Origin of the sequence: Rhodopseudomonas sp. P2A-2r, from assembly GCF_026015985.1 — a bacterium.
Lineage (GTDB): Bacteria > Pseudomonadota > Alphaproteobacteria > Rhizobiales > Xanthobacteraceae > Tardiphaga.
The window spans coordinates 2,944,933-2,958,173 of record NZ_CP110389.1 but is presented as its reverse complement, the minus strand read 5'-3'; the positions used below and the strand labels follow the sequence as shown (position 1 = coordinate 2,958,173).

General features: G+C 64.7%; 11 protein-coding genes and 3 pseudogenes. 5 read left to right on the top strand and 9 right to left on the bottom strand.

The window, feature by feature from the left end:
* Positions 1–50: 50 nt before the first annotated feature.
* Positions 51–1,241 carry an elongation factor Tu gene (gene tuf / locus ONR75_RS14040; RefSeq protein WP_265083127.1) on the bottom strand — a complete coding sequence of 397 codons (1,191 nt, stop codon included), beginning with the start codon at positions 1,239–1,241 and terminating at the stop codon, positions 51–53.
* Between the two features lie 167 nt (positions 1,242–1,408).
* Between tuf and ONR75_RS14035 the strand changes: the two genes are divergently transcribed.
* The gene (locus ONR75_RS14035) at positions 1,409–2,629 is read left to right on the top strand and encodes a serine hydrolase domain-containing protein (protein ID WP_265083126.1); all 1,221 of its coding nucleotides are present in this window, start codon (positions 1,409–1,411) and stop codon (positions 2,627–2,629) included.
* Positions 2,630–2,775: 146 nt separating this feature from the next.
* Here the strand turns inward: ONR75_RS14035 and ONR75_RS14030 are convergent, their stop codons facing one another.
* Together ONR75_RS14030 and ONR75_RS14025 are read right to left on the bottom strand one after the other, a co-directional pair.
* Positions 2,776–3,543 carry an SDR family NAD(P)-dependent oxidoreductase gene (locus ONR75_RS14030; RefSeq protein ID WP_265083125.1) on the bottom strand — a complete coding sequence of 256 codons (768 nt, stop codon included), beginning with the start codon at positions 3,541–3,543 and terminating at the stop codon, positions 2,776–2,778.
* Positions 3,544–3,589: 46 nt separating this feature from the next.
* Positions 3,590–4,327: a histidine phosphatase family protein gene (locus ONR75_RS14025; protein ID WP_265083124.1), complete on the bottom strand. Its 738-nt coding sequence runs from the start codon at positions 4,325–4,327 to the stop codon at positions 3,590–3,592.
* A 135-nt stretch (positions 4,328–4,462) separates the two neighbouring features.
* Between ONR75_RS14025 and ONR75_RS14020 the strand changes: the two genes are divergently transcribed.
* Positions 4,463–5,248, top strand: coding sequence for an SDR family NAD(P)-dependent oxidoreductase (locus tag ONR75_RS14020; RefSeq protein ID WP_265083123.1), 786 nt, complete (start codon positions 4,463–4,465; stop codon positions 5,246–5,248).
* Between the two features lie 33 nt (positions 5,249–5,281).
* Here ONR75_RS14020 and ONR75_RS14015 read toward each other — a convergent pair whose 3' ends face one another.
* The 5 genes and pseudogenes from ONR75_RS14015 to ONR75_RS13995 all read right to left on the bottom strand — a co-directional run bounded on the left by ONR75_RS14015 (position 5,282) and on the right by ONR75_RS13995 (position 10,304).
* On the bottom strand, positions 5,282–6,151 hold the full coding sequence (locus ONR75_RS14015) for a DMT family transporter (protein WP_265083122.1): 870 nt from the start codon (positions 6,149–6,151) through the stop codon (positions 5,282–5,284).
* 175 nt (positions 6,152–6,326) lie between these two features.
* Positions 6,327–6,740, bottom strand: coding sequence for a hypothetical protein (locus tag ONR75_RS14010; protein ID WP_265083121.1), 414 nt, complete (start codon positions 6,738–6,740; stop codon positions 6,327–6,329).
* Positions 6,731–7,528 (bottom strand): MFS transporter, encoded by a 798-nt coding sequence (locus tag ONR75_RS14005; protein ID WP_265083120.1) that lies wholly within the window; start codon positions 7,526–7,528, stop codon positions 6,731–6,733. The genes ONR75_RS14010 and ONR75_RS14005 overlap by 10 nt, the downstream gene beginning before the upstream one ends.
* A 461-nt stretch (positions 7,529–7,989) precedes the next feature.
* Positions 7,990–9,052 (bottom strand): annotated as a pseudogene (locus ONR75_RS14000) (phosphotransferase family protein).
* 13 nt (positions 9,053–9,065) lie between these two features.
* Positions 9,066–10,304: an acyl-CoA dehydrogenase family protein gene (locus ONR75_RS13995; RefSeq protein WP_265083119.1), complete on the bottom strand. Its 1,239-nt coding sequence runs from the start codon at positions 10,302–10,304 to the stop codon at positions 9,066–9,068.
* Positions 10,305–10,628: 324 nt separating this feature from the next.
* Here ONR75_RS13995 and ONR75_RS13990 point away from each other — a divergent pair.
* Positions 10,629–11,268: pseudogene (locus ONR75_RS13990) on the top strand (TetR family transcriptional regulator).
* 67 nt (positions 11,269–11,335) lie between these two features.
* On the top strand, positions 11,336–12,031 hold the full coding sequence (locus ONR75_RS13985; RefSeq protein ID WP_265083118.1) for a YkgJ family cysteine cluster protein: 696 nt from the start codon (positions 11,336–11,338) through the stop codon (positions 12,029–12,031).
* 16 nt (positions 12,032–12,047) lie between these two features.
* Here ONR75_RS13985 and hemA read toward each other — a convergent pair.
* A pseudogene (gene hemA / locus ONR75_RS13980) lies at positions 12,048–12,983 on the bottom strand (5-aminolevulinate synthase); the annotation flags it as partial.
* A 16-nt stretch (positions 12,984–12,999) separates the two neighbouring features.
* On the opposite strand from hemA, the gene ONR75_RS13975 reads away from it, so the two are divergent.
* Positions 13,000–13,191, top strand: a complete 192-nt coding sequence (locus tag ONR75_RS13975) for a hypothetical protein (RefSeq protein WP_265083117.1) — start codon at positions 13,000–13,002, stop codon at positions 13,189–13,191.
* The last annotated feature ends 50 nt before the right edge of the window (positions 13,192–13,241 follow it).

The window sequence follows — 13,241 nt, the reverse complement described above, 5'->3', positions numbered from 1 at the left end:
GCAAGGGGGCAACTGGGGAATGACGATATCCTGCCATTCCCCTCGCCGGATTACTCGATGATGCTTGCGACGACGCCTGCACCCACCGTGCGGCCACCCTCGCGGATAGCGAAGCGCAGCTTCTCTTCCATGGCGATCGGCACGATCAGGTGCACTTCCATGGCGATGTTGTCGCCCGGCATGACCATTTCGGTCCCTTCCGGCAGATGGACCACACCGGTCACGTCGGTGGTGCGGAAGTAGAACTGCGGACGGTAGTTGGTGAAGAACGGGGTGTGACGACCGCCCTCTTCCTTGGTGAGGATGTAGGCCTCAGCCTTGAACTTGGTGTGCGGCTTGACCGAACCCGGCTTGCACAGCACCTGACCACGCTCGACTTCCTCACGCTTGGTGCCGCGCAGCAGCGCGCCGATGTTGTCGCCGGCCTGGCCCTGATCGAGCAGCTTGCGGAACATTTCCACGCCGGTGCAGATGGTCTTCTGGGTATCGCGGATACCGACGATCTCGATTTCCTCGCCAACCTTGACGATGCCGCGCTCGACGCGGCCGGTGACGACGGTGCCGCGACCCGAGATCGAGAACACGTCTTCCACCGGCATCAGGAACGGCTGGTCGATCGGGCGTTCCGGCTGCGGGATGTAGGCGTCGACCGCCTTCATCAGCTCCAGGATCGCGTCGTGACCGAGCTTCTGGTCGGAGTTCTCGAGAGCGGCCAGCGCCGAACCCTTGATGATCGGAATGTCATCGCCCGGGAAGTCGTACTTGGAGAGAAGTTCGCGAACTTCCATTTCCACCAGTTCGAGCAGTTCCGGATCGTCGACCATGTCGCACTTGTTGAGGAACACGACCAGCGCGGGAACGCCGACCTGGCGCGCCAGCAGGATGTGTTCGCGGGTCTGCGGCATCGGGCCGTCAGCGGCCGACACGACGAGAATGCCGCCGTCCATCTGCGCCGCACCGGTGATCATGTTCTTCACATAGTCGGCGTGGCCGGGGCAGTCGACGTGGGCGTAGTGGCGGTTGGCGGTCTCGTACTCGACGTGAGCGGTCGAGATCGTGATGCCGCGGGCCTTCTCTTCCGGCGCCTTGTCGATCTGGTCGTAGGCCGTGAACGTCGCACCGCCCGTCTCCGCCAACACCTTGGTGATCGCCGCCGTCAGCGACGTCTTGCCATGGTCGACGTGACCGATCGTACCGATGTTGCAATGCGGCTTGTTACGTTCGAATTTTGCTTTGGCCATTGATCCACCTGCTGCGGCCAGCGCGGTTGCGCGGCACCAAACCGGCGGCTGGTTACTCAAGAAAACGGCCCTGTTCAAGCCTGAATTTCTGGGCCAAGCTTTGGCAACCCCCGCCGGGTCTCGCCCTATCTAGTCCGGCGCACAAAAATATCAATCGGGAGAGCTTGATGACCGCCCAAACTGCCAGACAGTCCGCCACGCCACAGACCCCGCCTCTGCCGCAGGCGAAGCCGGAAACCCTCGGCCTGTCATCAGGCCGTCTTCAAAAGATGTCTGACGCGTTCCGGCGCGAGATCGACAAGGGCACCACGCCGGGCGTGACCATGCTGGTGGCGCGCCGCGGCCAGATCGGCTGGTTCGAGGCACTGGGCCGGCAGGGTCCGGACGGCGACGCAGCGATGGCCCGGGACAGCATTTTCCGCATCTTTTCCATGACCAAGCCGATCGTCTCGCTGGGTATCATGCAACTGGTCGAGGACGGTCAGATTCTGCTCAACGAGCCGCTGGCCAAGTACATCCCCGAATTTGCCGACAGCAAGGTCGGCGTCGAGCGCAACGGCCAGCTCGAACTGGCCTTGCCGCTGCGGCCCATCACCATCCAGGACCTGCTGCGCCACACCTCCGGCATCGCCTATGAGATCACCGGCAATGGCATGGTGCAGCGGATGTACCAGAAGGCCAATGTCCGCAATCGCAACATCAGCAATGCCGAACATGCCGCCATCGTCGCCGGCCTGCCGCTGATCTGCCAGCCCGGAGCCGAATGGAACTACAGCCGCTCCACCGACATCCTCGGCCGGGTCATCGAGGTGGTGTCCGGCAAGACGCTCGGCGCGTTCCTCACCGAGCGGATTCTCGCGCCGCTACGGATGACCGAAACCGGCTTCCACACCGACGCCGCCAACAGCGGCCGCATCGCCCAACCGTTCCCGGTCGATCCGTGGACCGGCGACAAGGTGACGTTGTTCGATCCGCTGGAACAGCCGAAGATGGAATCCGGCGGCGGCGGGCTCGTCTCCACCACCATGGACTATGCGCGGTTGTGCCAGATGCTGATGAACGGCGGCACGCTCGACGGCGTCAGAATCATCGGCCGCAAGACGCTGCACTTCATGGCGTCCAACCATCTCGCGGCGAATGTGAAGGTCGAGAGCCACCTGCTGCCGCCCGGCCACGGCTTCGGCCTCGGCTTCGCCGTGCGTACCGACGACGGCATGGCGCCGTTCGCCGGGTCGAAGGGCCAGTTCTTCTGGAGCGGCGTCGCCGGCACCTTCTTCTGGATCGATCCCGTGGAAGAGCTGTTCGCGGTGTTCATGTCGCAGGGACCGGGGCAGCGCGAATATTTCCGCACGCTGATCCGCAGCCTGGTTTACGCGGCGCTGGAGTAATTGAAAGACATGTGCCGCGAACACCGGTGTCATGCCCCGCGAAAGCTGGGCATCCAGTATTCCGCGACGCCCGCGTGAATCGCAGCAACCGCGTTGACTGGATCACCCGCTTTCGCGGGTGATGACAACAGAGGTTGTTGCGACGATCAGCTGATCGTCGCGCCGCCGTCGATCACCATGGTCTGGCCGGTCATGAAGTTGCCGGCCGCCGAGCCGAGGAACACTGCAGCACCGGCGATCTCGTCGGGGATGCCGATGCGCAGCAGCGGCGAGCGCGCGGTGGAGGCCTTCAGCGTGTCGGGATTGTCCCACAGCGCTTTCGCAAAGTCGGTCTTGATCAGGCCGGGCGCGATGCAGTTCACGCGCACATTGTGCGGCCCGTATTCGCAGGCGAGATTGCGCGCCAGCTGCATGTCGGCGGCCTTGGAGATGCAATAGGCGCCGATGGTGGTCGAGCCCTTGATGCCGCCGATCGAAGACACGATGATCACGCTGCCGTCCTTGCGCGCGATCATGTCGGGAACGACCATGCTGGTCAGCCAGTTGTTGGCGACGATGTTGTTGCTGAGGATCTTGTTGAACTGGTCGTCGGAGATGCCGGCCAGCGGCCCGTAGTAGGGATTGGACGCGGCGTTGCAGACCAGCACGTCGATCTTGCCGAAGGCGCGCTTGCTCTCGTCGACCAGGTTCTGCAAATTCTCCTTGCTGGAAATGTTGGCAGCGATCGCCACCGCGGAGCCAGCACCGAAACGATCGTTGATCTCTTTCGTCACCTGATCGCAGACATCCTGCTTGCGCGACGACACCACCACCTTGGCGCCATGTTCCGCCATGCGCTCGGCAATGGCGCGGCCGATGCCGCGCGTCGAGCCAGTGATGACGGCCACTTTTCCGGTCATGTCGAACAAGGTCATGAATCGTCTCCCGTGTTGTCCGGTCTGTGCCGGCTTTGTTGTTGGATCAGGCAAGTTTCGTCGGCGTCACTTCCGGACCGGCCGGCTGATGCATCGCGGCGTGTTCGGGGCTGGCGATCCATGGCTGCTGGTTGACCATGGGAATGCGCCAGCCGGAATGGCCGTCGCTGGCGAGATGGTCGAGCCGGGTCACCGAGCAATTGTCGATGGTGAAGGCCAGCCCGCGATCCGGCTGGTTGCTGAGCGCGAGACCGATCGCCGCCTTGATGGTGCCGCCATGGGCGACGGCGATGACGTCCCGGCCCGCATGGGTGACGTTGATGCGGTCGATGGCGCGGCACACCCGGTTGTAGAGATCCATGAAACTCTCGCCGTTCGGCGCGGGATCGTCGATCGGGGCGAACCAGTAGCTGCCCACCGCGATCGGTCTGGACGCAAAGAACTGCGCGCGGTTCATGCCCTGCCAGTCGCCGAGATGCTGTTCGGCGAGATCGGGTTCATGCAGCATGACATCGGGCCGGGGAAACCCCGCCGCCCAGATCGCGTCGGCGGTCTGGTGCGTGCGCTTCAGGTTGCTGGCGAACCATACCGCGTTGCGCGGCAGGATCTTGCCGACCGCGTCGAACACCACGCGATCGCTGCAGTCGCAGTCCATGTCCTTCTGGCCGTAGATGTTGCCGCCATCGTTGCGCACCGGCGCGTGGCGCACCCACCACCAACGCGTCGCGACGACTCCTGCCGGCACGGTATGTTGCGCAACGAATGGCTTGGCGTCGTTGGACATCGCGATCACCCTTCAATAGTGTTTCATCACTGGTACGTCAGAGCGCACATCCCCTCAAGCGCCTTCACATGCGCACCACAACGAACGAATTCCATCTGGCGGCAAGCCGCTCACAAAAAGCAACGGGAGAACACCATGGGCCGTCTCGCAGGCAAATCCGTCGTCATCACCGGCGCCGGCAGCGGCATCGGCCGCGCCGCCGCGCTGATGTTTTGCAAGGAAGGCGCAAGACTGATCGCGGTGGACCGTTCCGAGGCGACCCATGAGACCGTCGACATGGTGCGCAAGGCCGGCGGCATCGCGGAAGCGGTCACCGCCGATGCAGGTTCCGAAGCCGACGTGAAAGGCTTCATCGATCTCGCGGTGTCCAGACACGGCCGGCTCGACGCCATCTGGGCCAATGCCGGCATCTCCGGTGGCCTTGTGCCGTTGCTCGACCAGACGGTGGAACAATGGCAGGAGATCCTGCGCATCAACCTGATCGGCCCCTTCCTGGCGATCAAGCATTCGATGCCACACATGATCGGGCAGAAATACGGTTCGATCGTCTGCACCGCGTCGGTGGCCGGCCTGAAGTCCGGCGCCTCGGGCCATCCCTATGCGGCGAGCAAGGCCGGCGTCATCAGCCTGGTGCAGACCACCGCCTATTCGCTCTCCGGCACCGGCGTGCGCATCAATGCGGTGTGTCCCGGCCTGATCGAAACCGGCATGACCAAGCCGATCTTCGACAACGCCAAGGACCGCGGCACCGAGGGCAAGATCGGCCAGCTCAACCCGCTGAAGCGCGCCGGTCAGCCGCATGAGCTGGCGGCGATGGGACTGTTCCTGGCCAGCGACGACGCGTCCTATGTCAACGGCCAGGCGATCCCGGTCGATGGCGGGCTGACGGCATCGATGCCCTATGCGGGCAAGCCGATCTGATCCGTCTCACCCTCCCCTTCGGGGCGGGTGAGCTTACAGCGCGTCCTGAGCCGAGGCGGTGCTGGCCAGCGGCCGGTTGCGCACGCGCTCGCGGTGGAAGGCATAAATGCCCGACAGCACGATCACGCTCGAACCGAGCACCATGGCGCCGTCGGGCGAATCGCCGAACACGAGATAGCCAAACAGCATCGCCCACAGCAGTTGCGTGTAGCGGAACGGCGCCACCGCCGAAATATCGCCGGCCCGCAGCGCCAGGATGATGCATTGATAGCCGACCAGCATCAGCACGGCGGCAACCGCCAGCAGCCCAAGCGCAGAACCGGATGGCGTCACCCAGCCGCCGAGCGGCACCATCACCACGGCACCGACCATCGCGATCGCGACGGTGGTGAGAAGCGTGACCAGCAGCGCCGGGATCTCCGCCGGAATTTGCTTGGTAGCGAGATCGCGCAGGGCATAGAACGCCACCGAGATGAGCGCCAGCACGGCATACTGGTTGAAGCCGTCGACGCCCGGTCGCACGATGATCAGCACCCCGGCAAAGCCCGCCGCGATCGCCAGCCAACGCCGCCACCCGACCCGCTCGCCGAGGATCAACACGGCGGCCAGGGTGACGGCCAGCGGCTGGGCCTGGATGATGGCCGACACATTGGCCAGCGGCAGGTTGGTGATCGCCGCCAGGAACAGGATGGTGCCGCCGATCTCCCCGCCGATGCGCATCAGCACCGGCGCCACGACCACGACGCGCAGCGGCCGCAGGGCGCGTCGATGCAGGACGAGCAGGCCAATCAGGACCCCCGCAAACAGGCCGCGGAGCAGCATCACCTCCCCGAAATTCATCTGCAAGGTCAAGAATTTAGTAAGTGCGTCGGTGACGCTGAAGCTGGCCATGGCGAGCGCCATCAGCAGGCTTCCACTCAGATTGGGAGAGAACGGCAAGAGGAGTGTCCGAAGATGATTGAATGCGGCGAATACGGCGGATCGATCACCGTGCAACCTGCTTCATGAAACACCCGGGCGCGCAACACAATGGGCGCAGCGGCGGGTTTGCCGCTGCGACAGTTTTCGCGCCGCGCCATCACGGCGGCTTGATCAGGACCGCGCCTGCCGCAGCGAGCTGAATGGCTATGCCGACCGACAACGGCAGCGCATAGCCACCGCTCAGGTCGCGCAGCAGGCCCATCGCTGCAGGCCCGCAGGCGTTGACGACACCGCTGATGCCCATGGATAGCCCGAGCACAATGCCGAACGCGCCGCTCGGGAATTCGCGCTGCACCACCAGCGCCGGCAGGGTGATCAGATTGCCGATCGAGAAGCCGAACACCGCACAGGCCGGCAGCAGCGCCCGCGGATCGACCGAGTGTCCGATCACCGCCAGCGCCACCGCCTGGCTGAGGATCGACACCGCGGCCGTGCGCCGCGGATCGAGGCGATCGACAAACAGGCCGAGACCGATGCGGCCGCCGAGCGCCATGAATGTCGTCAGCGCCACCGCGCCGCCGGCCGCTGGAAGCCGATCAGAGGCGTCAGGATCGCGATCTGGTGCACGATGAACGCCACCTGGACCAGCAGCGCCAGCGCGAACGGCGCGGTGAGCGACCAGAATCTGGCATCGCGCAGTAATGACAGCCGGGACGCCACCGCAGTGGGCTGTGGAGCCATTGCAACCGAGCGATCGATCGGCAGTGGCAATCTGATGACGATGGCCACAATCGGCACCAGCACGCTGACCGCCAACGACGCCGCAAGCCACAGCGCGTCGCGAAATCCCAACGTTCCGACCAGCCACACCAGCCCCGGCGCAAGCACGATGCCGCTGCATGTCGCGCCGGTGAATGTCAGGCTGATGGCCAGGCCCCGTTTGTGCTCGAACCACGCGCCGACAATCGCCGCCGCAGTCACGGTGCCGAGGCCGACCCAGGCCAAAGCAAGCATGGCAAAGCCCGCATAGAGTTGCACCACCGATGCGGCCGATGCCAGCAAGGCCAGGCCCGCCGCCAGCGCCGCAATCCCTGCCAGCACCAATCGGCGCGGCCCGAACCAGCGCAGCAGGTCGCTGACGAACACGGAGAACAGCGATCCCAGCAACAGACAGAGCGTGGCGCCGCTCGCCACCCGCGCGGTCGACCAGTCGTTGAGCCGACGAAGCTCTGTGACATAGATGCCCTGGCCATAGAGACCGAAACCGAACATCGCGAGTTCGACCAGGAACAACGCGGCGACGATCCGCCACCCGGCGTAGCGCAGGGAGCTCTCGTCGACCGGCTGCGACTGGTTCATGTCTCAAAGCCCCTGCCCGCACGACGTCCCCATTCGCGCCGTCGATTTCTACTCTCGATTGCGTCGCGCCGCCAGCAACGCCGGCAAAGCTGCCGGTCAACAAATAAGACAACGCATAACAATGGCTCCGGCATCGGCGCTATCGTAGGTGCTGCTGCAATATGGTTGCCCTCCTCCGGATACGGCGGCGCCGGGGCTCGCGTGCCCCGGACGCGGTGCAGCGCGCCGCGCTTGCGCGGCGTGGTGCGCCGCAGATCCGGGCCCAGCTTGTCGACCAAGAAAGCTGGATCCCGGGTCTGCGCAGCAGCACTGCCGGCGATGCTACGCATCGCCTGTGCTGCAGCGCGCCCGGGAAACGTGGAGCACAGCGCGCGCCATGCATCGAGCGAACGCAACAAAAAGGCGCCACCTTGCGGAGACGCCTTTTCAGTCGATCGTTACTTTTCTTGATTTTATTCGGATTATTTGGCGCCGGCCTTCTGCGCATAGTCCCAGGCGGCTTTGGCCAGCGGCACGGTGCGCTTGGCGGATTCCATAGCCTTGGCGGATGACGCCGTGCCGTCGCGGACGCGGCCGGCGATGCCCTGCAGAATGCCGGTCAGCCGGAACAGGTTGTAGCAATAGTACCAGTTGAGATCCGGCACGCTGTCGCGGCCGGTGGCCTTGCAATAGATCTGCGCGGCCTCCTCCATGGTGGGAATGTTGAGCGCGGCGAAATCCAGCCCGGCGAGGCCCGGCATGGTCCACTGCATCAGCAGATAGGTGAAGTCGGCCATCGGATCGCCCAATGTCGACAGCTCCCAGTCGAGCACCGCCTGCACGCGCGGCTCGGTGGCATGGAACACCATGTTGTCGATGCGATAGTCGCCGTGCACCACCGACACCCGCTCCTGCGCCGGCACCGTGGTCGGCAGCCATTCGATCAGCCGGTCCATTTCCGGAATCGTCTGGGTTTCCGAGGCGCGGTACTGCTTGGTCCAGCGATCGACCTGCCTGGCAAAATAATTGCCGGGCTTGCCGAAATCGCCGAGGCCGATGGCCACTGGATCGTACATGTGCAGCTTCGCCAGCGTCTCGATCTTGCTGGTGAAGATCGGCCGCCGCTCTTCCTTCGCAAGCTGCGGCAGCGCCGGATCCCAGAAGATCCGGCCGTCTTCCATCGACATGATGTAGAACGCCGAGCCGATCACGCTGTCGTCCATGCACAGCGCGTAGGCCCGGGCGACCGGAAAGCCCTGCTTGCCCAGCGCCGCGATCACCTTGAATTCGCGATCGACGGCGTGGGCGGAGGGCAGCAGCTTGCCGAACGGTTTTCGGCGCATCACGTAGGACCGACCGGGCGTGTTCAGGCGATAGGTCGGATCTCGACTGCCCGCCCTTGAACTGCAGGACGGTCAGCGGCCCCGCATAACCCTCGACGTTCTCCGCCATCCAGCCTTCGAGGCGGATCTCATCGATCCGATGACGCTCCTCGACCGGCCTGGTGCCGGAGAATTCGTCGTCCTTGCGCACGCCGTCAGTCACGCTGCACCCTCGATCAATGCTTCACAGGCGCATTGGCATACTTGCGAAGCTCGAGCCGCGCAATGGCGCGGTTGTGAACCTCGTCCGGACCGTCGGCCAGACGCATGGTGCGCATGGAGGCGTAGTCGCGGGCGAGACCGGCATCGTCGGAGACGCCGGCAGCGCCATAGGCCTGGATCGCATTGTCGATGATCTTCAGCGCCATGTTCGGGCCGGACACCTTGATCATGGCGATCTCAAGCTGGGCAGTCTTGTTGCCGACCTTGTCCATCATGTCGGCGGCCTTGAGGCACAGCAGACGGTTCATCTCGATGTCGGTGCGGGCCTCGGCGATGCGCTGCTCCCAGATCGAATATTCGATGATCTTCTTGCCGAACGCAGTGCGCGACGACAGCCGGCGCACCATCTTCTCCAGCGCTTCCTCGGCCTTGCCGATGGTGCGCATGCAGTGATGGATACGGCCCGGACCGAGACGGCCCTGGGCGATCTCAAAGCCGCGGCCTTCGCCGAGCAGGATGTTGCTGGCGGGCACGCGGACATTGTCCAGCTTGACCCGCGCATGGCCATGCGGCGCGTCGTCGAAGCCGAACACCGGCAGCAGCTTTTCGATGATGACGCCCTTGGCGTCCGATGGCACCAGGATCTGCGACTGCTGCTGATGCTTGGGCGCCGACGGATCGGTCTTGCCCATCACGATCATGATCTTGCAGCGCGGATCGCCCATGCCCGACGACCACCACTTGGTGCCGTTGATGACGTATTCGTCGCCGTCGCGCACGATCGAGGTCTCGATGTTGGTGGCGTCCGACGACGCAACATCCGGCTCGGTCATCAGGAAGGCCGAGCGGATCTCGCCGTTCATCAGCGGCTTCAGCCACTTCTGCTTGTGCTCTTTCGAGCCGTAGCGCATGAACACTTCCATGTTGCCGGTGTCGGGCGCGGAGCAGTTGAACACTTCCGAGGCCCAGCCGATGTGGCCCATCTGCTCGGCCAGCAGCGCGTATTCGAGATTGCTGAGACCGGCGCCGTGAAACTCCTCGTCCTCATGGGACGACGGCGGCATGAACATGTTCCACAGGCCCTCGGCCTTGGCCTTGGCCTTCAGTTCCTCGACGATCGGGATCACCTTCCAGCGTTCACCCGCCTCGTCCTGCTGCCGATAGATGGGAACGGCGGGGCGCACGTGCTTGTCCATGAAGGACGACACGCGATCGAGCCATTCGCGCTGGCGGTCAGACATGTTGAAGTCCATGGAGCGTTCCTCATTTTCTTGGGAAAGATTTTGGCGGCACTGTCTCCCTGCCGATCATCATCCGCAAGGGAATTTTTTGGGCGTTGTCGCGCGTCATCCATCTCGCAGCTGCGGCGATCGCAGGTCATGTGCTTGCGGGAAATGTCCGCGCCGCGGAACGGCACATTGACAATTCCCCACCGTCAAACGATAGTTTCATACAACTGTTTGAATTGCAAGACGGCTAGCCGTTCCCTCTCCCCGCCGCGCGAAGCTTCGCTTCGCTGTGCGGGGAGAGGTGAAGCAAGTAAGATCTGACCCTGAGACAGCAGACTGGCGAAAACCTTGGCGGCAGACCACACCAGACAGGCGATCCTGACAGCGGCGGAGCGGCTCTATGCCGAACGCGGATCTCGCCGACGTGACTCTGCGCGACATCGTCGCCGCCGCCGACGTCAACCTCGCCGCGGTGAACTATCATTTCGGCAGCAAGGACGAATTGATCGCCGAACTGTTCGTCAGCCGCAGCCTGGTCACCAACCGCGAACGCTTCAACCTGCTGAAGGCAGCCGAGGAAGCAGGCGGCGGTCGCGCGCCCGTCGACGCGGTGCTGCGGGCCCTGGTCGGCCCCACCTTGCGCGGCTGCCTCGGGCCGGACAAGCAGCGCTCCGACGCCGCACGCTTCATGATCCGGGCCTCCATCGAGTCGATCGCACCGATCCGCAAGATCAAGAACCGCGAGATCGGCCATCTCCGCCGCTTCGCCGCAGCGATGCAGCGCTCGCTGCCTGACCACGCCATGGTCGACATCTACTGGGGCATTCATTTTGCCCTCGCCATGGCCCACCAGACCATCCGCGACAGCGAGCGGCTCGACAAATTGTCGGAGGGCCTGTGCGACCTCGACGATGTCCAGGGCATCATCGAGCGGGTGGTCGCGGTATCGGTGATGGCTTTGACCGGGCGGGCCGCGGCGCGGGCTTAAGCGCCAATTTCGACCGTGCGCCGGCGCGATCTCGCGGCGTATGCCGGGGCCAGACCGGAATGATCCCATGCTCGTGCAGCAAGCCATCGCCTTCGTCACCGACGACATCGCCGAGGTCGGCGCGCTGATGCGCGACCTGTCCGGCCGCTACGAGGCGATCTTCGCCAATTTGCGATCGGCGCTGGCGGTGACGCTGGCGCAGGCGGCGACCATGGCCGACGCCGCCCGAGAGGCCACGGCCATCGCCGATGCCGCCAGCGCCGCGATCCGCGACCACATCCCCAACCAGCCCGCCCTCGCCTGCGCCAGCGGCTGCAGCCCGTGCTGCCATCTCTATGTCCAGGTGCCGCCCGGCACCGCCGCGTCGATGGTGGCGCATATCGACGCCACCTTCACGCCCATGGAGCGCGAGGCGCTGCAAGCCCGGCTGACCGAGGCGGCAGCGACGCTCGGCGCCGCCACCGATCCGGCGGCATTACGACTGCGCTGCCCGCTGCTCGGCACTGACGACCGCTGCACGGTCTACGCGGTGCGACCGCTGTCGTGCCGCGCCTTCACCTCGACCTCGCTGCCGCGCTGCCAGCAGGTGGTGTTCGGCAACGACCCATCCGCCGGCGGCGTGGCGCAGAACGCCGCGCATTTCCGCATCCATCTGGAAGCCACCTCTGCGCTCGAACAGGCGGCCCGCGACCGCGGACTGCCCGATGCGCAGCAGCCGCTGGCGCAGGCGCTGCTCGAAGAATGGCGGGGGCCAGCGATCTGACGATCAGCATGACGGCTTACGCCGCCTTGGCCAATCCCACCTCGGCCCAGATTGCCACCAGCGCCTGGACCAGGTGCTCGATATCGTCGTCGCTGTGGTGCGGCGACGGGGTAATGCGCAGGCGTTCGGTGCCGCGCGGCACCGTGGGATAGTTGATCGGCTGCACGTAGATGCCGTAGCGGTCGATCAGGGCGTCGCTGATCTGCTTGCACAGCACGGGATCGCCCACCATGACCGGCACGATGTGGCTGGGGTTGTCGAGATGAGCGACACCGCTCTCATCGAGCCGCCGCCGCAGTCGCGCCACCCGGTCCTGATGCCGTTCGCGCTCCGCCGCGCTTTGCCTGAGATGACGGATGCTGGTCAGCGCTCCGGCCGCCACCGCCGGCGGCAGCGACGTCGTGAAGATAAAGCCGGACGCGAAACTGCGGATGAAGTCGCAGATCGTTGCCGATGCCGCGACATAACCTCCAATGACGCCGAATGCCTTGGCCAGCGTGCCCTCGATGACCGCGAGACGGTGGCTGATCCCTTCGCGGTCGGCGATGCCGCCACCGTTCGGTCCGTACAGGCCGACGCCATGGACTTCATCCAGATAGGTCATGGCGTTGTGGGCGTCCGCCACATCGCAGAGTTCGGCGATCGGCGCGATGTCGCCGTCCGTCGAATAAACCGACTCGAAGGCGACCAGCTTTGGTGCGTGCGGGTCGAGATCGCTGAGCTTGCGTTCGAGATCGCGCGGATCGTTATGGGCAAAGACACGGGTCTCGCAGCGGCTGTGCCGGATACCCTCGATCATGGAGGCGTGGTTGAGTTCGTCCGACAGAATGGTGCAACCAGGCATCCGCGAGGCCAGCGTGCTCAGCGAGGCCATGTTGGACACATAGCCCGAGGTGAACAGCAGCGCGGACTCCTTGCCATGAAGGCTGGCCAGTTCCTGCTCCAGCAGCACCAAGCGTGGTCTCGTGATGGCCGCCTATCTCGACGGCGAAAGCCGGGACCGGCTCTCCGAACGCTATGGCGTTCCGGTGAACACCATCAAGACCTGGATACGGCGCGCGCTGATCGAGATCAGATCGAACTTGCAGGGGCCAGGCGGTGCGACCGAGTGGGCAAGCCTTCGTCGGGGGCCGGCGACGTCCTATGCAGACCGCGCATGACCCACCGGATGGCGCCCTCCGTCCCCGATCGCGAGAGACACGTCGTCGCT

Bases quoted from the DNA above. Each gene is read 5' to 3' on its own strand.
- tuf (WP_265083127.1), bottom strand. From the start codon at position 1,241: ATGGCCAAAGCAAAATTCGAACGTAACAAGCCGCATTGCAACATCGGT.
- ONR75_RS14035 (WP_265083126.1), top strand. From the start codon at position 1,409: ATGACCGCCCAAACTGCCAGACAGTCCGCCACGCCACAGACCCCGCCT.
- ONR75_RS14030 (WP_265083125.1), bottom strand. From the start codon at position 3,543: ATGACCTTGTTCGACATGACCGGAAAAGTGGCCGTCATCACTGGCTCG.
- ONR75_RS14025 (WP_265083124.1), bottom strand. From the start codon at position 4,327: ATGTCCAACGACGCCAAGCCATTCGTTGCGCAACATACCGTGCCGGCA.
- ONR75_RS14020 (WP_265083123.1), top strand. From the start codon at position 4,463: ATGGGCCGTCTCGCAGGCAAATCCGTCGTCATCACCGGCGCCGGCAGC.
- ONR75_RS14015 (WP_265083122.1), bottom strand. From the start codon at position 6,151: ATGGCGCTCGCCATGGCCAGCTTCAGCGTCACCGACGCACTTACTAAA.
- ONR75_RS14005 (WP_265083120.1), bottom strand. From the start codon at position 7,528: ATGAACCAGTCGCAGCCGGTCGACGAGAGCTCCCTGCGCTACGCCGGG.
- ONR75_RS13995 (WP_265083119.1), bottom strand. From the start codon at position 10,304: ATGGACTTCAACATGTCTGACCGCCAGCGCGAATGGCTCGATCGCGTG.
- ONR75_RS13985 (WP_265083118.1), top strand. From the start codon at position 11,336: ATGCTCGTGCAGCAAGCCATCGCCTTCGTCACCGACGACATCGCCGAG.
- ONR75_RS13975 (WP_265083117.1), top strand. From the start codon at position 13,000: ATGGCCGCCTATCTCGACGGCGAAAGCCGGGACCGGCTCTCCGAACGC.